Below are 18,095 nucleotides of genomic sequence, written 5' to 3'. Positions count from 1 at the left end.
CCCGCCGCAAACATTGCCTGAATTTTAGAAGGCCTCCGGTCGGACGCCCTTCTGGATCAGCCCTCGGACATCAGCTCTTCAGCCTGTCCCTTCCAGTCATCGCGCTCCATCCGGCCCTGGAAGGCAAGTTCTTCCTCGAGGCTGTGGACCTGCTCGTCGCTCAGCGCGGCGATCTGCCAGAAGTGGAAGATGCCAGCTTCGTGCAGCTTCTTCTCGAAGGCCGGACCGACGCCCTTGATCTTCTTCAGATCATCGGCGTCGCCTTGGGCAGCCGTCAGGCGGCCGCGTGCGTCGAGCGACTTGGCGTCGCCTTTCGCAGCCGGGGCAGCTTTCGGAGCCTTGGCCTTGGAGCCCGACGAAGCGAGCGCTGCGCCGAGGATGTCGCCGAGCGAGGCACCGGCATCGGCCGAGCCATACTGGGCCACGGCTTCCGCTTCTTCCGCGATCTCGAGGGCCTTGATCGACAGCGAGACACGGCGCGAGGCACGATCGAACGTCACGACCTTGGCATCGACCTTGTCGCCGACGGCGAACCGCTCGGGGCGCTGGTCGGCGCGGTCACGGCTGAGGTCCGAACGGCGGATGAAGGTCTTGATCGGCGGGGTGCCGAATTCGACTTCCAGGCCGCCCGAGGAAACCTCGGTGACGGTGCAGGTCACGGTCGAGCCGCGCTTGATGCCGCCGCCTTCGCCGCCGCCCGTGCTCGCCGCTTCAATCGGATCGCCCGACAGCTGCTTGATGCCGAGCGAGATGCGTTCCTTGTCGACGTCCACATCGAGGACTTTCGCGCGGACGCTGTCGCCCTTGGTGAAGGCTTCGATTGCCTGGTCACCGGGCTTGTCCCACGAGATGTCGTTGATGTGCACCATGCCGTCGAGGTCGGGGCCGAGGCCCACGAACAGGCCGAACTCGGTGATGCCGCGCACTTCGCCCTCGATTTCTGAGCCGACCGGGTGTTCGGCGAGGAAGGCGTTCCACGGGTTGTCCATGGTCTGCTTGAGGCCGAGCGAGATGCGGCGCTTGTCGCTGTCTACGTCCAGCACTTCCACTTCGACTTCCTGCGAGGTCGAGAGGATCTTGCCGGGGTGAACGTTCTTCTTGGTCCAGCTCATTTCGGAGACGTGGATCAGGCCTTCGACACCATCTTCCAGTTCCACGAACGCGCCGTAGTCGGTGATGTTGGTGACGGTACCCTTCAGGCGGGCGCCCGATGGGTAACGAGCCGAGATATTGTCCCACGGATCCGAACCCAGCTGTTTCATGCCGAGCGAGATACGTTGGGTTTCCGGGTTGATCTTGATGATCTGGACTTCGACTTCCTGGCCGACTTCCACAACCTGCGACGGATGGTTGATCCGCTTGTAGGACATGTCGGTGACGTGCAGCAGGCCATCAATGCCGCCGAGGTCAACGAACGCACCGTAATCGGTGATGTTCTTGACGACGCCCTTGCGCACATCGCCTTCCTTCATGTCGGAGACGATTTCGGCGCGCTGTTCGGCGCGGCTCTCTTCGAGGATCGCGCGGCGCGAGACAACGATGTTGCCGCGGACGCGGTCGAGCTTGAGGATCGCGAACGGCTGCACTTCGCCCATCAGCGGGCCGACATCGCGCACCGGGCGGATATCGACCTGGCTGCCGGGAAGGAAGGCGTTGACGCCGCCGAGGTCGACCGTGAAGCCGCCTTTGACGCGGCCCGAGATCGCGCCCTTGACCGGTTCGGTCTTGGCGAAGCTGCGCTCCAGCTTGACCCAGCGCTCTTCGCGGCGGGCCTTGTCGCGGCTGAGAACGGCCTCGCCGAGGGCGTTCTCGATGCGGTCGAGGTAAACGTCGACGATATCGCCGGGGGCCGGCTGCTTGTCTTCGAGGGCGAATTCCTTGACCGGGATGCGGCCTTCGGTCTTCAGGCCGATATCGACGACGATCGCGTCATTGTCGATCCGCAGCACGGTGGCCGGGATAACTTGGCCTTCCTGCATGGCGCCGGCCGCAGCCGAGCCTTCGAACATCGCAGCAAAATCGGCGGGGGTGGGGTTCATTGACTTGTTCATTGGATCTCCGGGGAGGGGCATATCGAATGGTTCAAGGCAGGCGTGCACCATTGCAGCCTGCGGACATCCGGCCCCTTGGGGTGGTCTTGTTCTGTTGCGGCGCCGCCTGTTTGGATTGAGCCTTTCGGCCCTCAGGCGGTCTTTCCACGGGCGAGGGCGGCCTCAACGGCAGCCAGCGCCTTTTCCACAGCGGCGTCTATAGTCAGATCAGTGGTGTCGATCAAGATGGCATCGGCGGCCATTGCCGCCGGCGCATCGGCCCGGCCCTGGTCGCGTGCATCGCGGATTTTCAGCTGTTCGATGACGCTTTCCAGCGTCACCTGTTCACCATGACCGATCAGTTCCTTCCAGCGGCGTACCCCGCGCTGGGTCACGTCGGCGTCCACCCACAGCTTCACGTCGGCGTCCGGAGCAATCACCGTGCCGATATCCCGCCCGTCCAGCAGGGCGCCGCCTTCGCGGGTTGCAAACGCCCGCTGCAGTTCGAACAGGGCCTGGCGCACCGTCGGGATCGCCGCCACCACGCTCGCCGCCTTGCCGGCTTCGGCCGAGCGCAGTTCGTGTTCGATGAAGTCGGTCAGGTCGAGTGTCCGGGCGATGTCGGCCAGCGGCCCGGCGGCGTCCAGCGGCACGCCCTGCTTCAGCGCTGCCACCCCCACCGCACGGTAGAGCCGCCCGGTGTCCATGTGCGGCAGCCCGAAATAGCCCGACAGCCGCTTGGCGATCGTGCCTTTCCCCGAAGCCGTTGTCCCGTCAATCGCAATGATCATCGCGCCGGGGAGTGGGGCAGGGCTAATGGGGAGTCAAGTTCTCCACCCCCTCTCCCGGGACGGGGTCGCTCGGGAAATCGTATAGGATTTCCCGTCCTCGCGACGGGCAGGGGTGAGGGACTTTGCCACAAATGCTACCTCGGGTGAGAGGTTGCACCCCCTCACCCCCGACCCCTCTCCCAAGGGAGAGGGGAGAAGTTCTTACCTCGGCGCCATGCGGATGCCGCCGTCGAGGCGGATGCACTGGCCGTTGAAGTAGGAGTTCGTCGCCAGCTGCAGCGCGAGCGAGGCATATTCTTCCGGCTTGCCGAGGCGTTTCGGGAACGGCACCGAGGCGGCGAGCGAGTTCAGCACCTTGTCCGAAGCGCGCAGCATCAGCGGCGTGGCGAAAATGCCCGGCATGATCGAGTTGACGCGAATGCCGATATCCATCAGGTCGCGCGCCATAGGCAGCACCAGGCCGTTGACGCCGGCCTTGCATGATCCGTACACGACCTGTCCGATCTGGCCGTCCTGCGCGGCGACCGACGCCGTCAGCGTGATCGAGCCGCGCTCGCCGTCTTCCAGCTCCGGCAGGTAGGCCATGCCCTCCGCCGAGAGCGAGGCGATGCGGTAGGAGGCGACCAGCACGCCTTCTGCGCCGAATGCGTAGTCTGCCGTCGGCAGGCGCTTGTACTTCGCGTTTTCCTTGTCCCAGCTCAGCGTCTTTCCGCCTTTCGCGGCCATGGCGCAGTGCACGGTGATCCGCTCCTGGCCATGCGCCTTGCGCGCCTTCTCGAAGCCGGCAACGCAGCTCTCTTCGCTCATGATGTTGACGTTGCAGAAGATGCCGCCGATTTCCTTGGCGGTCGCTTCGCCTGCTTCGGTATTGATGTCGAAGATGGCAACCTTTGCGCCGGCCTTGGCGAGGGCGCGGGCGGTGGCCTGGCCGAGGCCGGAGGCGCCGCCGGTCACAACGGCAGCGGTGTCTTTGGTGATCTGCATGATGGGTCTCCCTTTGAATATATATTGTTTGTGGGCGGATCAGGTCTCGGCCGGTTCGGCGACGAAGGTCTTCCAGGTCTTCATGTAGGCAATGAAAGCCGGCCCGAGCCCTTCGGCGACAAGGTGCGACTCCGAGACCGGCAGGGCGATCGGCTCGAACGCCGCGTTGGCGGCCACCTTTTCCGGGAAGTCATGGTGCAGGATCGCGCTGCGGCCGATGACCACGAAGTCGAGCCCGGCATCGAGCGCTTGCTGGCAGGCCGCGCCCGACGTGATCTTGCCCGCCGCGCCGAGCCGGCATTTGCCGCGCGGCAGCGCACCGAACAATTCTACCAGCGTCTTGCCTTCGGCGCCGACCGGCGGCTTGAAACAATCCCACAGCGACATGTCGAGATAATCGATCCGCTCGTCCTTCAGCAGCGCGCCGGCAAGCCCGATGATCTCGCCAAGGTCCATGCCGAACCGCTCCGGCGAGAGGCGCACGCCCAGCGAGAAATCCTTGCCGCACGAGGCCCGTACGCCCTCGATACATTCATACAGGAATCGCGTCCGGTTCTCGAAACTGCCGCCATACTCGTCTGTCCGCTTGTTCACTTCGGCTGAGAGGAACTGGCAGATCAGGTAGCCATGCGCGCCGTGCAGCTCCACGCCGTGGAAGCCGGCCTTCTCGGCGCGAACCGCTGCGGCAATGAACGCATCGCGCGAGGCTTTCACTTCATCGAGGCTCATCGCCCGCGCGCTGAACTCGTCATTGGCAGACGGGCAATGCGGCGCCTCGCCGATCAGGTCGGCCGAGCTGCGCATGCCGGCATGGTGCAGCTGCACCACCGAATGCGTGCCGGTCTTGTTCAGCGCCGCCGCCAGCCGCGTCAGGCCGGGCAGGTGCTTGTCATCCCAGATGCCGAGCTGCCCGGGGAAGCCCTGTCCCTTCGCCTGCACATGCGCGGCGCAGGTCATCGTCACGCCAAAGCCGCCTTCGGCGCGCTTCGTCAGCCATTTGAATTCGTCATCGCTCAGCGTGCCGTCGGCATGGCTCTGCATGTTGGTCAGCGGGGCCAGCATGAAACGGTTCTTCAAGGCGGGGCCGCGCGCGAAAGTCAGGGGGGAATGGAGATCGGTCATGCCGCCACAATGGCGCCGGGACGCGCGCCGTCAATTCTGCCGTGGGGGCAGGGCGCACGATGGCGATGTCCCCTCAGATTGCCCTTGCGATGCAATTTATAGTTGGCATAACTCAGACCGTCCGGATGCAGGGAATTGACCCTTTGTCATTTTTGGGGTCGGGGAGCTAAAATTGAGAAAGTCATTGGTTGCGGCGTTTGTGGCGCCGTTCCTCCTTGCGGCTTGCGTCACGCCTGTGCCGTATGTCGATCCGAAGTACGATGCAGCGCCCATCACGGTGCCGGCCGAAGTCGCTGACATGCAGGCGGTTCTGAATGTCGAATTCTACCGCAACGGCGAGCGCGCCAAGTCGGTCGACAAGCCAATCCGCAAGGTCGTCGTGGCGGCCTTCGAAAAGCGCGGCGTGGAAATCAACGAAACGGCGACCACGAGAATCAACGTCTCCATGAACAATATGGCGGACCTTGGGGATGCCGCAGCCAGCGGCTTCGGCACCGGGCTCACCCTGGGTCTCGCGGGCTCCACCGTGTCGGATTTCTACAAGGCAACCGTCACCATTGATGACGGGGCAAAGGCGTTCTCGCAGAGCTATGATCACGCCCTCCACACCACCATCGGCCGGGTCAAGGAGCCGCCGATTGCTGGCGTGCTGCCCGCGGGCAACGTGCAAAGCGCGATCGCGTCCTTGGTCGGAGATATCATCGATCAGGCGCTGTTCGACTATGTTGCCGCGAAAACTCCGGCAGAAACTTCCGTGCCCGTGGCCGCCGAAGAGACAGCCTCCTGATTGGCGTCCGCCTTCTTGCGTATGGATTGGCACCAGCCTTGCGAAAGGCTGGTGCTTTTTTTGGCCCCGGTGTCGCCCTTCGCCTCCGCTAGGTTTCTTCCCAGTAGAACACGCGCTCCAGCGGCACCTTGAACACTTCCGCGATCCGGAACGCCGTTTCCAGCGACGGCGAATACTTGCCCTGTTCGATCGCGGCGATGGTCTGGCGGGTGACACCGATCTGCGCGCCAAGGTCGGCCTGGGTCATTTCGCCCGCAGTGAACCTCAGCACACGGATCTCGTTCCTAAGCTGTCTGGGCATTCAGGCCCCGGCGGTAGCCAAAGAGGATGACCGCGTCGCGGACCACCTCGGCCAGCACCACGACGATCAGCGCCGTGTTGATGATCTTGTACGGCGGCTCGGTGAACGGCATCACCATGCCCACCAGCAGCAGGCCGGTCAGCAGCACCATGTAGGCAAACGACGTGCTGCGCCGTTCAATGGCGCGGTCGCGTTCGTCCGGAAGTTCCTTCTTCTCGCCTGTGAAGTTCAAGATGGTGTATCCGGCCAGCACGACCAGACCGTGCACGGCCCCGACCGGACCATAGCTCCAGACAATATCCAGCAGCCGGTGCTTTCCGAACGCCACAGCCGGGCCGAAAATCCCGAAATAGGCGGTTGCAGCAATCAGCAGCGAGGTCAGCGTCAGCCAGGAAAGCTTTTCGCGGTAGGGCATGGCAGAGGTCTCCGGTCGATGAGAGTCATGTTAAGCAAACATAACATCGAGTCAAGAGACTTTAACATGCCTCACCCCTCCGAAATATCCGCTCCCAACGTCTTCATATGCCCGAGGAACTCTGGATAGCTCGTGTCGATCATCGAGACGTCGTCGACGCTGACGGGTTTCTGCGCCGCCGTGCCCATCACCAGCGCGCTCATCGCGATGCGGTGGTCGTGGCGCGTCTCGACGAGGCCGCCGCCCGGCACCGGCCCGCCGCAGCCCTGCACGGTAAAGCCGTCTTCGGTCTCCTCGACCTCCACGCCGTTCACGCGCAGCATCGCGACGATCGCCTTGATCCGGTCGCTCTCTTTCACGCGCAGTTCGTCCGCCCCGGTCACGCGCGTCTCGCCGCTCGCAAAGGCTGCCAGCACGGCAAGGATCGGGAACTCGTCGATCATCGAGGCGACGAGGCGTTCCGGCACCGCGATGCCTTTCAGCCCCGCATAGCCCGCATGCAGGTCGATCAGCCGCTCGCCCGCCGCTTCGCCGCGCTCCTCGGCGCCAAGATGGGCGCCCATCAGGTTCGCCGCATCGTAGAAGCCGGACCGCGTCGGGTTCGACATCACGCCTTCCACCATCACATCCCCCTGCGGGGAGAGGATACCGGCGGCGATCAGGAAGGCGGCTGAGGAGGGGTCGCCCGGGATGTCGGCATCGAGCGCAAACAGCGGCTGCTTGCCGGCGATCGAGATTTCCGTCCCGCCGCTGCCCGGCCGGGTCGAGAAGCCGAGCTTGGCGCCGAAGCCCTGCAGCATGCGCTCGGTATGGTCGCGCGTCGGCTTCGCCTCCAGCACGGTAGTCGTGCCCACCGCGTTGAGGCCGGCCAGCAGCACCGCCGACTTCACCTGCGCGCTTGCCTGCGGGGGCTTGTAGTAAATCGCTTCAAGAGCCGCCGAGCCGGTCAGCGTGAAGGGCAGGCGCCCTTCCTTGCCGGCCGTGTCGCGCAGGCCCATCTGCCGCAGCGGGTTCAGCACCCGGTTCATCGGCCGGGAGGAAAGGGACGCGTCCCCGCACAGCTCGGCGGTCAGGTCGAAGCCGGCCATGACACCCATTATCAGGCGCGAGCCGGTCCCCGAATTGCCGAAGTCCAGGACGCCCGTGGGCGACTTCAGGCCGCCAGCGCCGACGCCGGTCACTTCCCAGGCACCGGGGCCGGTATTCGTGACCTCGGCACCCATCGCCGCCATGGCCCTGCCGGTGCGGATGACGTCGTCGCCCTCCAGCAGGCCACTGAAGCGGCTGGTGCCGGCCGCAAGGCCGCCAAAGATGAGCGCGCGGTGGCTGCAGGATTTGTCGCCCGGCGCGCGGATGGCTCCGCTCAGGCGGCGGACGGGTCGGCTGGTCCAGACCATTTCGAAGGCCCTGTAATTAAGGAGTTCAAGTCGGCATTCGGGCTTTGACAGCGCCGGGCGTTCATGGCAAGCGCCGCGCCAACTTCAAATTGGTCAATCCACCTATAAAAAGGAGCGCGTGCCCGTGTCCAAGGACAAGCTCGGAACCAAGCAGGTCTGCCCGTCCTGCGAATCGCGATTCTACGACCTCAACAAACGCCCGGCCGTCTGCCCCAAGTGCGGCGAGTCGTTCGATCCCGAAGACGAGGTGATCCGCACCACCATCACCAAGGTGAAGGCGAAAGCCGCTCGCGCCGCCGTCAAGGCCGTCGATGACGACGAGGACGAGGCCGAGGAGGAGGAGGACGCCGTCATCCGTGACGACGAGGCCGAAGACGATGCCGAGGTCGAGGACGAGGCCGAGGACGACGAGGAAGAGACCAAGGAACTCGTCGGCGAAGACGATGACGTGATCATCGAGGACGCCGAGGATGAAGAGGAAGCCCCCGCCGCCGGCAAGGTGCCGACGGGCTTCACCGAAGAAGGCGCCGACGACGACGATGACGTGATCATCGCCGATGACGACGAGGAAGAATTCGAGATCGATGACGACGAAGACGGCGACGACGATCTCGCGCTGGACGACGAAGACGAGGACTAACTGAAATAGGACTTGAAAGCGCGAGAGGCTGAGATTAAGCCTCCCGCTTCCCGGTAAGGGGCCATAGCTCAGATGGGAGAGCGCTTGCATGGCATGCAAGAGGTCGTCGGTTCGATTCCGTCTGGCTCCACCAGGAACTTCCCACCCCCCCGCCGGGCCGCGCCGTTGATCGACGCCGAAGCCGTGGCGCGCCATATCCGCGCCCATCTTCCTCTGACGCCGGTCCCGACCGTTCCCGAAATCCTGATCCACAAGGCCGGCCCCCGCAGCGGCTTGGCCGAGCTCGCGCGCCTGTGCGGCGACGGTTTCCAGACGCCCTACTGGGCCAGCTGGTGGGGTGGCGGCGCCGGTCTCGCCCGCCACCTGCTGGACCATCCGGCGCTCGTCAGCGGCAAGACCGTGCTCGATCTCGGCGCCGGCTCGGGCCTGGCAGGCATTGCAGCAGCGAGGGCCGGCGCGGCGCGCGTGTTCGCCTCCGACACCGATCCCGCCGCGCGGTTGGCCGCAAGCCTGAATGCCGCCGCCAACGGCGTTGCGCTGGAAGCCCTCGCCGGCGACCTGACAACCGGCCCGGCACCTGCCGCCGACCTCGTCCTCGCAGGCGACGTTTTCTACGAAGCCGCCCTCGCGCGGCGCGTCACGGCTTTCCTCGACCGCTGCCTCTCTGCCGGCCTCGACGTTCTGGTCGGCGATCCCGGCCGGGCTGATCTGCCCTTGCTGCGCCTGCAGCTGCTCGGGGTCCATGAAGGCCCCGACTTCGCGACCGGCGGACGCCCTTCCTCGCTCAACCGGGTCTACCGATTCGTGCCCGAAAGGCCGCCGGCGCCCTGATTTTCGGGCAATGCGGTCAAAAACCGGGCATTCAGCCCGGCTACACGCGCCTGTGAGGCCTTGCCGCGCGATTGCCGCATCCCGGTGCTTGAACCGGACACATTCGGGGCCCACCTTCCGGTCATGGCAGAGCACCAGCCTGCCAGCGACCCCTCCGGGGCGCGGAAAGGAGTGGACCCATGACGACTGGCCTGAAAACACCTGACTCCGAAGGCAATGCCTTCGTGTACATCCGTCATCTCGATGACGGGGAAATCCGCAGCCTGTTGCCGCCCGATGCGCTTGCAGACGTGGACGATCCTGACGACCTGTTCGTCGTCGCGTCCGCCGATGGCCAGCGCCTGGCAATCGTCGAGGGCCGCGAGGCCGCCTTTGCCGCTGCCTGGGCAAATGATCTGAGGCCGCTCAGCGTCCACTGATCCGTCCCGGGAGGATGACAGGTTTTCGAAGCCCCGCCGTGCGCACGCCCGGCGGGGTTTCTGTTTGGCGCTCAGCAGTCGCCGAGGCGCTTCGCGCTCGCGACCATGTGCATCGACGACATGCCCGGGCGCGGCGGCGGGTCGAAGCTCATCGTCATGTCGCTCGTATAGGCGCTCGTCAGGTCGCCGGTGACCACATTGTCCATCACCGTCTTCATGCCGTCAGACGAGGTGCAGACCGCGTGGATGCGGATCGTGCCGCCGCTTCGGTCGACCGTCTGTTCGGAACAGGTCGTGCCTTCCGGCGTCTCCGCCAGCGCCGCGAGCGTCGACTGCGAATAGCAGACTTCCGTTGCCGGCAACGTGCGCCCGTCCATGGTAGCCTCGATCTGCCATTTGCCGGCGGCGGGGCCCGGCACATCGTTCAGGCTCAGCGGCGCGGCGGGTTCTGCCGGCGTCTCGGCCGCGTCAGGCAGGGCGGTCTCGAGCGGCGTCGCGGTATCGGTGGCCGGCGCCGCCGCCGGGGCGTCGTCGGTTTTCGAACAGGCGAGCGTTGCCAGCGGCAACAGCAGGAGGGCGGCGAAGGCGGGGGCGCGATATTTCATGGTCTGCTCCGGGCTGCGGGCCGGGCTGGCCCGTCGGCAACCTGCGCCCAAACCGGCGGCACGTAAACGCGCAACTCGCTTGCATTTGCCGGCGCGGAAGTTGACACTCGCGTCAACGAATCCGGGGAGGTCACCATGAAGATCCTGCACGCTGCTGCGGCTGTTCCGCTTGTCCTGATGATGGCCGCCTGCGCGCCGAAAACGGAAGGGCCGGCCCCCGGCGCGCCGTCGCTGCCGGCTCCGCTGTCCGCCGAAGGCGACTTCGGTGCGACCCTGCAGGCGGCCCTGATCTCGGCGGCTCCCGGCGATACGATCGTCATGCCGGAGGGCACCTTCGCGCTCGCCGATCCGCTATCGCTGGATGTCGACGGCGTCACCCTGCGCGGGGCAGGGCAGGGCAAGACCGTGCTCGATTTCGCCCAGCAATCCGGCGCCGGCGAGGGCCTGCTCGTCACCTCCGACGATGTGACCCTGATGGACTTCACGGTGCGCGACACGAAAGGCGACGGCATCAAGTCCAAGGGCGCCGACCGGATCACCTACAAGTTCCTGACCGTTGAATGGAGCGGCGAGCCGGACGAGACCAACGGCGCCTACGGCGTCTACCCGGTCGAGTCGAAAGACGTGCTGGTGGAGAACGTCACCGTGCGCGGCGCCTCCGATGCCGGCATCTATGTCGGCCAGTCGTCGAACATCATCGTGCGCAACTCGATCGTCGAGTTCAACGTCGCGGGCATCGAGATCGAGAACTCCACAGCCGCCGATGTCTACGGCAACATCGCCCGCAACAATACCGGTGGCATCCTCGTGTTCGACCTGCCGGGCCTGCCGGTCTCGGGCGGGAACTCGACCCGCATCTTCGCCAACGAGATCCAGGCCAACAACACGCGCAACTTCGCGCCGGCCGGGAACATCGTGGCCGGCGTGCCTTCGGGTACTGGCGTCATCATCATGGCCAACCGGAATGTGCACGTCTTCGACAACAAGTTCGAGAACAACCGCTCCGCCCATGTCCTGATCACGGCCTATTCCCTTCCGATCACGGATGAAACCTACAACCCGCTGCCGCGCGATATCGTGGTGCGCGACAACCACTATGCCGGTGGCGGTGAAGACCCGCAGGGCGATCTCGCGCCGCTTGCGGCAGCGCTCGGCGGCAAGCTGCCACCGATTGTCTGGGACGGCGTCACCTCCTGGCCGAACGCGCCCGAGCCGACAGACGTGAACCTCACCATCGGCGAGGCCGAGGATGTGCTGTTCCTCAGCATGGGCATCCCGGCCTATCCGATCGATCCGGAAGCCTTGCGCCCGTCCGGTTCGCGCCCGGCGAGCAATCCGCCTGCCGAACCGCCCGCAATCGACGTGCCGCAGGACGGCGGCTGAGCCTTGCGCTGGCCGGCGCTCCTTTTCGCCGCGATCCTCGGCGCCTGCAGTCTGAGCAAGGCGGCGGGCCCGGACCTTGATGTCATCCTCGCGGACAAACCGGCCGAGACATTGTCGGCCTACGGATTGTTCTCGGACCTGGCAGGCGCTGTGCCGGCCGGCGGCGTCGTGCCCTACGATCTCGTCAATCCGCTGTTCTCGGACCACGCCGCCAAGCACCGCTATGTCTTCGTGCCCGGCGGCAAGGCGGCCGCCTACAGCGCCGATGACGTGTTTGCCTTCCCGGTCGGCACGGTGCTGGTCAAGACTTTCGCCTTTGCGCCCGACATGCGCGCACCGGACGAGGGAAGTTACCGCGTCGAGACGCGCCTGCTGATCCACAAGGAAACCGGCTGGGCTGCGTTCCCCTATCTCTGGAACGCCGAGGGCACCGAGGCGGTGTATTCGCCCGTGGGCGGCCATCGCACGATTGAGACGATCAGCCCGGCGGGTGCTCCGCTCACGATCAATTATTCCGTGCCGAACCAGAACCAGTGCAAGACGTGCCACCAGGCCGGCGATGCGCTGTCGCCCATCGGCCCGAAGGCGCGCAACCTCAACCACAATGACCAGCTCGCCCACTGGGCGGAGCTTGGCATCCTCGATGGTCTCGCCGCAGACGCGCCGGCGGCCCCGGCGGTTTACGACGTGTCGCTGCCGGTCGAGGCGCGTGCCCGCGCCTGGCTCGACATCAACTGTGCGCATTGCCACAAGCCGGACGGCTCGGCCTCGAATTCGGGCCTGTTCCTCGCGTCGACCGAAACAGACCTTGCGCTTGTCGGCGTCGGCAAGCATCCGGTCGCTGCGGGACGCGGCGCGGGCACACTGTTCCAGGTCATCGTGCCGGGCGCGCCGGACCGTTCGATCATGGCCTATCGCATGGCGTCGACCGAACCGGGCGTCGCCATGCCGGAACTCGGCCGCAGCGTTCCAGACCCGGACGGCCTTGCGCTCGTGCGCGAGTGGATCGCCGGCATGGACGCGGACTGATGCCGGTACGCATCCTCGTCGACGCCGATGCCTGTCCGGTGAAGGACGAGATCTACCAGGTCGCGCTGCGCCATGACGTGCCGGTCGTGATCGTCGCCAATTCCTACATCCGTATCCCGGAGCACCGTTTGGTCTCCCGCAAGATCGTCAGCGACGGCTTCGATGCCGCCGATGACTGGATTGCGGGGGAGGCGACCGATGCGGACGTTGTCGTCACGGCGGACATTCCGCTGGCGGATCGCTGCCTCAAGGCGGGTGCGCGCGTGCTGGGCCCCACCGGCAAGCCCTTCACCCCCGATTCCATCGGCGGCGCCCTCGCCACCCGTGCCATCATGGCGGACCTGCGCGTCGGCGTTGCCGGCATCGGCGCCAAGGGCCCCGCGCCCTTCTCGAAGGCCGACCGGTCGCGCTTCCTCTCGGCGCTCGATACGGCGATTGTAGCGGCCAAACGGGCGACGGGCTGACCGGCGCACACTTGCCCTTAACGGGCACCGTGCTAAGGGGCGGCGCATGAGCCAGATCACGCTTCACAAGGGGGATCTCCCCAAGGGCCTCGATTTCGGACCGGTCGTTGCGGTCGATACCGAGGCGATGGGCCTTAATCCGAACCGGGATTACCTGACGCTTGTCCAGCTGTCGGCCGGCGACGGTACGGCGCACCTCGTGCAGCTGACCCGCGATTTCGACTGCCCGAACCTGAAGGCGCTGATGACCGATCCCAAGGTCGAAAAGCTTTTCCACTACGCTCGCTTCGACATTGCGATGATGCGCAAGTGGATGGGCGTCACGGTCTCGCCGGTCTGGTGCACCAAGATCGCCTCGCGCCTCGCCCGCACCTATACCGACCGTCACGGCCTGAAGGACGTCGCCCGCGAGATCGCCGGCATCGACATGTCCAAGGCCCAGCAAAGCTCCGACTGGGGCGCCGGCACGCTGAGCGATGCGCAGATCCAGTACGCCGCCTCGGACGTGCTCTACCTTCACCAGATCAAGGCCGGCCTCGAAGCCATGCTGGTCCGGGAGGGCCGCATGGGCCTCGCCCGGGCCTGTTTCGATTTTCTCCCCGTGCGCGCGCAGCTCGACCTCGCCGGTTGGGGCGAGGAAGACATCTTCGCCCATAGCTGACCGCCCTGCGAGGCGCGCTTTCACTCCGGCCCCATCGCGGCTAAGCATATCGCCTGAACGTATCGCAGGATCAGGCCCGCCCGCATGGAAGCCAGCCTTCACCACGACCCCGCCACGCTCTGGGCCCCCCGGCGCCAGCTGACGCTGGAACAGGCGCGGCGCCGGTCCGAACGCGTACGCTACCTGCGGTACGCCTTTGTGGGGGCGGCGGCCATCTCGATCGGCCTGTTCCTCGGATTCGTCTTCCGTAGCGCCCTCAGCCAGGATGCCCGCCCGCCATCGGTGCGCGATGACGACGCCGTCACCATGATCAACCCGCGCTTCACGGGGCGCGATTCGGATGGCCAGGTGTTCACGATCACCGCCGATGCCGCCCAGCGCCGGCGCGCCGAAGCCGGGGTGGTCGACCTCGTCAATCCTGTCCTGCGCGATGCCAAGGGCGCCGAACTGAAGGCCCCGACCGGCTTCTACGACCGCGAGAAGGGGGTGCTGGAGCTCTACGAAGCCGTCAACATCACCGACAGCGCAGGCTATTCCTTCATCAGCAAGGGCGCACGCCTCATCCTCGGCGAGGACCGGGTGGAGGGTTTGTCACCGCTGGAAGGCAAGGGCCCCCTTGGCGACATCCGGGCAGACTCGTATGAAATCCTCGACGGTGGAAACCGTATTGTCTTTGAAGGCAATGTGCGCACCGTGATCTATCCCCAACCGGCCGATGAGCCTGAAACGACTGAAAGTGAGCAAGATGTCACGCCTTAAAGCCGCCGGCGCAGTCCTTGGCCTTGCCCTGTGCGCCATGCCGGCCCTTGCCCAGATCTCGTCCGAGGGTGGTCCGATCTATATCAACTCGGCCCGCACCGAGAGCCTTGAGAGCGAACGCAAGGTGCTGCTGATCGGCAATGTCGATATCCAGCAGGGCACCGCGCGCCTGCGCGCCGATACCGTGACCATCCGCTTCACCGGCAAGCCGGCCGCTGAAAACAACTCGAGCATCGTCGGTGGGTTCGGACAGGTTGAGAATATCGTCGCCGAGGGTAACGTTTATTACGTGACGCCTGAGCTGAAAGCCAAAGGTGACCGCGGCGTTTACGAACTCGCCACCGACACGATAACGATGACCGGCAAGGTCGCCCTGATGCGTGAGCGCGATGTCGCCGAGGGCGAGACACTCCGCATGGAAATCAAGAATCGCCGCACGACGCTGGAAGGGGGGTCCGGCCGGACGCGCATGGTGATCGACCCGTCGAGCCAGCCCGGGCAGGGCCAGAACCAGTGAATTTGAACGGACCGGTGAAACCGATCTTAAGCAAGCTCCATTAAGGCTAAGTCAGGCCGGAAAACCGGCCGCGGAAGGATGGACAACGGGATGACCGAAGCGGCCGAAGGCCTGGTAGTCAGCAATCTTGCCAAGTCATTTGGCAAGCGCCAGGTCGTACGCGACGTGTCCCTGTCCCTCGCCCGCGGCGAGGTTGTCGGCCTGCTTGGACCCAACGGGGCCGGCAAGACCACCTGCTTCTACATGATCATGGGACTGATCGGGGCCGATTCCGGCGCCATCAGCATCGACGGCGAGGATGTCACCCGCCTGCCGATGTACCAGCGTGCCCGGCTTGGCGTCGGATACCTGCCCCAGGAGGCCTCGATCTTCCGGGGCATGAGTGTTGAGGAAAATGTCATGGCAGTTGCGGAACTGGTCGAAAGCGACCGCGCCGCCTGCCAGGCTCAGGTCGACAGCCTGCTCAGCGAACTGCACGTGGAACACCTCCGCAAGCAGCCGGCGACTTCCCTCTCGGGCGGTGAACGGCGGCGGGTGGAGATTGCGCGCGCACTCGCATCTCGTCCGAGCTTCATGCTACTGGACGAACCGTTCACCGGCATCGACCCGCTCGCCATCTCCGACATTTCCGATCTCGTTCGCTTCCTGAAGCAGCGCGGTCTCGGCGTTCTGATCACGGACCACCAGGTCCGCGAAACGCTGCAGATCGTCGACCGGGCCTATGTGATGTATGATGGCGCCGTCCTGTTCAACGGCACGCCGGACAGCGTGCTGAAAAACGAGGACGTTCGCAGGGTCTATCTGGGTGAGCAGTTCGCCGCTTGATCTCAGGGGGCGCGGCCTATGGCCATGAAACATTCACTCGACATGCGCCAGGGCCAGTCCCTGGTGATGACGCCGCAGCTTCAGCAGGCGATCAAGCTGTTGCAGCTGTCGAACCAGGAACTTGCCGAATTCGTCGAAGCGGAACTCGAGCGCAACCCGCTGCTCCAGAAAGTCGAGGATGACAGCGGCGCCGAGGCCGGCGAGCCGGCGCGCCGCGAGGAACTCTCGCTGGATGACCGTTCGGGGCAGGGCGATGCCCGCGAGCAGCTCGATGCGCCCGGCGAGGACGTCTACGAGCCCGGCACCGGCTCGGACGCGGCGCTGCCCGCCAATGCGTCCGGCCCCTCGGCGAAGACTGACTGGTCGACGGCGGGCGGTGGTCAGGCGTCGGAGGATTTCGACTATACCGCCAACCTGTCGAGCGACATCACGCTGCAGGAACACCTGCACACCCAGCTGAATTTTGCCGGCCTTTCGGACGCTGACCGGCTGATCGCCGCGCGCCTGATCGACGAGACCGACGAGGCGGGCTACCTGCGCGCACCGCTCGATGATGTGGCCAAATCGCTGGGCGCCGACATTGCCAATGTCGAAGCGGTGCTCGGCGTCTGCCAGGGTTTCGACCCAACCGGCGTCATGGCCCGCTCGATTCCCGAATGCCTCGCGCTGCAACTGAAGGACCGGGGCCGCTTCGACCCGGCCATGCAGGCGATGCTCGACAATCTCCACCTCGTCGCCAAGCACGACATGAAAGCCCTGATGGATGTCTGCGGCGTGGACAAGGCCGACCTGCAGGACATGCTGGCCGAACTGCGCCAGCTTTCACCGAAGCCCGGCGCAGGATTTTCCAGCGACACGACGGTTGCCGTGGCGCCGGATGTTTATGTCCGTGAACTGCCGAACGGCATGTACGCGGTGGAACTCAACTCCGACACGCTGCCGCGCGTGCTGATGGACAAGGCCTATTATGCCGAGGTCACGGCCCTGCCGATGCGCGACAAGGAGAAGGAGTTCATCTCCGAATGCGCCGCCTCGGCGACCTGGCTGATCAAGTCGCTCGACCAGCGGGCGCGCACGATCCTGAAAGTGGCGAGCGAAATCGTGCGCCAGCAGGACGGCTTTTTCGCGCACGGCGTGGCGCACCTGCGTCCGCTGAACCTCAAGCAGGTGGCCGACGCGATCGAGATGCACGAATCGACCGTCAGCCGTGTGACGACGAACAAGTACATGGCGACGCCGCGCGGCCTGTTCGAGCTGAAATACTTCTTCTCCGCCGCGATCCCGGCGACCGGCGGCGGCGAGGCCCATTCGGCTGAAGCCGTCCGTCACCGGATCAAGCAGCTGATCGATGACGAATCGGCCGAGGACGTCCTGTCGGACGACCAGATCGTCGAGATCCTGACCGGCTTCGGCATCGAGATTGCCCGCCGCACGGTCGCTAAGTACCGCGAGAGCCTGCATATCCCGTCGAGCGTGCAACGCCGCCGGATGGGCAAGGTGGGCTGAATTTCAACGCAGCGCTTTGGGCCGGACCGGCAGGGCCGTCCGGGTCCGGAGGGATTGGCGCCACCAGGGTGGAGCCGCGCGCGGCGGACGCCCGCAGCGTCCGGGAAGAAAAGTGTATTGCGGAGGGACGCCTCACGTCCGCCGCGCCCGGCCCGGGGCTTCGGGCAGTTCTCGGGATGACTTCGGCGCCGCCAGGCCTTGGCTGCTTACCCGCTACGGACCCGGCCCTGAGGGGACCGGATGGCCAGAGGGATTCTCCACCGGCATTTGCTCCGGCTTGCCTGGGTCGACGTCCCTAGGGCGAAGGTGGGCCGTTACCCCACTTGCGCCCACACCCGGGCCGGTCCAGCGACAACCGAACGGTACCGGCCCGGCTCCTGTCGCTGGATGAGGGGAGATTACACCCGCTGCGGACCCCGCCGGATTGGTTTGGGTGATCTTTTTTGCAGGGCGCGGAAAAGGTTCTGGATTTTGCGGACCGGGGGGCGCGTTTGGTTGCGCAGGGCGGAATTTGTGCAACAAAATCCGGGCGCGACCTCTCCGCAGACCCCTGCGTCCTTCGACTTTGCTCAGGATGAGGGCAGGGGTCCAGTTCGCAGCATTTGCGGGGAGTCTAGGTCCCTGCCTTC

20 protein-coding genes and 1 tRNA gene are annotated in these 18,095 nt (G+C 65.4%); 13 read left to right on the top strand and 8 right to left on the bottom strand.

What is annotated here, in order from left to right; all coding sequences use genetic code 11:
- Window positions 1–56: 56 nt before the first annotated feature.
- The 4 genes from rpsA to IPK75_04950 form a co-directional block, all read right to left on the bottom strand.
- The gene (rpsA, locus tag IPK75_04965) at window positions 57–2,051 is read right to left on the bottom strand and encodes a 30S ribosomal protein S1 (protein MBK8197700.1); all 1,995 of its coding nucleotides are present in this window, start codon (window positions 2,049–2,051) and stop codon (window positions 57–59) included.
- A gap of 131 nt (window positions 2,052–2,182) precedes the next feature.
- The gene (locus IPK75_04960; GenBank protein ID MBK8197699.1) at window positions 2,183–2,821 is read right to left on the bottom strand and encodes a (d)CMP kinase; all 639 of its coding nucleotides are present in this window, start codon (window positions 2,819–2,821) and stop codon (window positions 2,183–2,185) included.
- Window positions 2,822–3,022: 201 nt separating this feature from the next.
- Complete coding sequence (locus tag IPK75_04955) at window positions 3,023–3,805, bottom strand: SDR family oxidoreductase (GenBank protein MBK8197698.1); 783 nt, start codon at window positions 3,803–3,805, stop codon at window positions 3,023–3,025.
- A 39-nt stretch (window positions 3,806–3,844) separates the two neighbouring features.
- The gene (locus IPK75_04950; protein ID MBK8197697.1) at window positions 3,845–4,927 is read right to left on the bottom strand and encodes an NADH:flavin oxidoreductase; all 1,083 of its coding nucleotides are present in this window, start codon (window positions 4,925–4,927) and stop codon (window positions 3,845–3,847) included.
- 172 nt (window positions 4,928–5,099) lie between these two features.
- Between IPK75_04950 and IPK75_04945 the strand changes: the two genes are divergently transcribed.
- Entirely contained in the window at window positions 5,100–5,714 is a 615-nt protein-coding gene (locus IPK75_04945) for a hypothetical protein (GenBank protein MBK8197696.1), read from the top strand.
- Window positions 5,715–5,802: 88 nt separating this feature from the next.
- On the opposite strand, the gene IPK75_04940 is transcribed toward IPK75_04945, so the two are convergent.
- The 3 genes from IPK75_04940 to aroA form a co-directional block, all read right to left on the bottom strand.
- A complete protein-coding gene (locus IPK75_04940; GenBank protein MBK8197695.1) occupies window positions 5,803–6,015 on the bottom strand; it encodes a helix-turn-helix transcriptional regulator in 213 nt (70 codons plus the stop codon).
- On the bottom strand, window positions 5,999–6,430 hold the full coding sequence (locus tag IPK75_04935; protein ID MBK8197694.1) for a hypothetical protein: 432 nt from the start codon (window positions 6,428–6,430) through the stop codon (window positions 5,999–6,001). The genes IPK75_04940 and IPK75_04935 overlap by 17 nt, the downstream gene beginning before the upstream one ends.
- 71 nt (window positions 6,431–6,501) lie before the next feature.
- Window positions 6,502–7,827 (bottom strand): 3-phosphoshikimate 1-carboxyvinyltransferase, encoded by a 1,326-nt coding sequence (gene aroA, locus IPK75_04930; protein MBK8197693.1) that lies wholly within the window; start codon window positions 7,825–7,827, stop codon window positions 6,502–6,504.
- A gap of 124 nt (window positions 7,828–7,951) precedes the next feature.
- Here aroA and IPK75_04925 point away from each other — a divergent pair, with 124 nt between their 5' ends.
- The 4 genes from IPK75_04925 (at window position 7,952) to IPK75_04910 (ending at window position 9,717) form a co-directional block, all read left to right on the top strand.
- The gene (locus IPK75_04925; protein ID MBK8197692.1) at window positions 7,952–8,467 is read left to right on the top strand and encodes a TIGR02300 family protein; all 516 of its coding nucleotides are present in this window, start codon (window positions 7,952–7,954) and stop codon (window positions 8,465–8,467) included.
- Window positions 8,468–8,524: 57 nt separating this feature from the next.
- Window positions 8,525–8,600 (top strand) — tRNA-Ala (locus tag IPK75_04920).
- 32 nt (window positions 8,601–8,632) lie between these two features.
- Window positions 8,633–9,298, top strand: a complete 666-nt coding sequence (locus IPK75_04915; protein MBK8197691.1) for a methyltransferase — start codon at window positions 8,633–8,635, stop codon at window positions 9,296–9,298.
- A gap of 179 nt (window positions 9,299–9,477) precedes the next feature.
- Entirely contained in the window at window positions 9,478–9,717 is a 240-nt protein-coding gene (locus tag IPK75_04910) for a DUF1150 family protein (GenBank protein MBK8197690.1), read from the top strand.
- A gap of 71 nt (window positions 9,718–9,788) precedes the next feature.
- Here the strand turns inward: IPK75_04910 and IPK75_04905 are convergent, their stop codons facing one another.
- A complete protein-coding gene (locus tag IPK75_04905; GenBank protein ID MBK8197689.1) occupies window positions 9,789–10,322 on the bottom strand; it encodes a DUF3617 family protein in 534 nt (177 codons plus the stop codon).
- A gap of 177 nt (window positions 10,323–10,499) precedes the next feature.
- On the opposite strand from IPK75_04905, the gene IPK75_04900 reads away from it, so the two are divergent.
- From IPK75_04900 to rpoN, 8 genes are all read left to right on the top strand, one after another.
- Window positions 10,500–11,705 (top strand): right-handed parallel beta-helix repeat-containing protein, encoded by a 1,206-nt coding sequence (locus tag IPK75_04900; protein MBK8197688.1) that lies wholly within the window; start codon window positions 10,500–10,502, stop codon window positions 11,703–11,705.
- Between the two features lie 3 nt (window positions 11,706–11,708).
- Window positions 11,709–12,734 (top strand): hypothetical protein, encoded by a 1,026-nt coding sequence (locus IPK75_04895; protein MBK8197687.1) that lies wholly within the window; start codon window positions 11,709–11,711, stop codon window positions 12,732–12,734.
- Window positions 12,734–13,198 carry a YaiI/YqxD family protein gene (locus IPK75_04890; GenBank protein MBK8197686.1) on the top strand — a complete coding sequence of 155 codons (465 nt, stop codon included), beginning with the start codon at window positions 12,734–12,736 and terminating at the stop codon, window positions 13,196–13,198. The genes IPK75_04895 and IPK75_04890 overlap by 1 nt, the downstream gene beginning before the upstream one ends.
- Before the next feature lie 46 nt (window positions 13,199–13,244).
- Complete coding sequence (locus IPK75_04885; protein ID MBK8197685.1) at window positions 13,245–13,859, top strand: ribonuclease D; 615 nt, start codon at window positions 13,245–13,247, stop codon at window positions 13,857–13,859.
- Between the two features lie 84 nt (window positions 13,860–13,943).
- Window positions 13,944–14,618 carry a hypothetical protein gene (locus IPK75_04880; protein MBK8197684.1) on the top strand — a complete coding sequence of 225 codons (675 nt, stop codon included), beginning with the start codon at window positions 13,944–13,946 and terminating at the stop codon, window positions 14,616–14,618.
- The gene (locus IPK75_04875) at window positions 14,605–15,135 is read left to right on the top strand and encodes an OstA family protein (GenBank protein ID MBK8197683.1); all 531 of its coding nucleotides are present in this window, start codon (window positions 14,605–14,607) and stop codon (window positions 15,133–15,135) included. Before IPK75_04880 ends, IPK75_04875 begins: the two co-directional genes overlap by 14 nt.
- 90 nt (window positions 15,136–15,225) lie before the next feature.
- The gene (gene lptB, locus IPK75_04870; GenBank protein ID MBK8197682.1) at window positions 15,226–15,960 is read left to right on the top strand and encodes an LPS export ABC transporter ATP-binding protein; all 735 of its coding nucleotides are present in this window, start codon (window positions 15,226–15,228) and stop codon (window positions 15,958–15,960) included.
- An 18-nt stretch (window positions 15,961–15,978) separates the two neighbouring features.
- Complete coding sequence (gene rpoN / locus IPK75_04865) at window positions 15,979–17,466, top strand: RNA polymerase factor sigma-54 (protein MBK8197681.1); 1,488 nt, start codon at window positions 15,979–15,981, stop codon at window positions 17,464–17,466.
- Window positions 17,467–18,095: the final 629 nt, after the last annotated feature.

It is taken from the genome of Acidobacteriota bacterium, assembly GCA_016712445.1.
In the GTDB taxonomy this organism is placed as follows: Bacteria; Pseudomonadota; Alphaproteobacteria; order Caulobacterales; family Hyphomonadaceae; genus Hyphomonas.
Note: the sequence above shows the minus strand (reverse complement) of the source record. Positions and strands in the feature narration are given on the sequence as shown.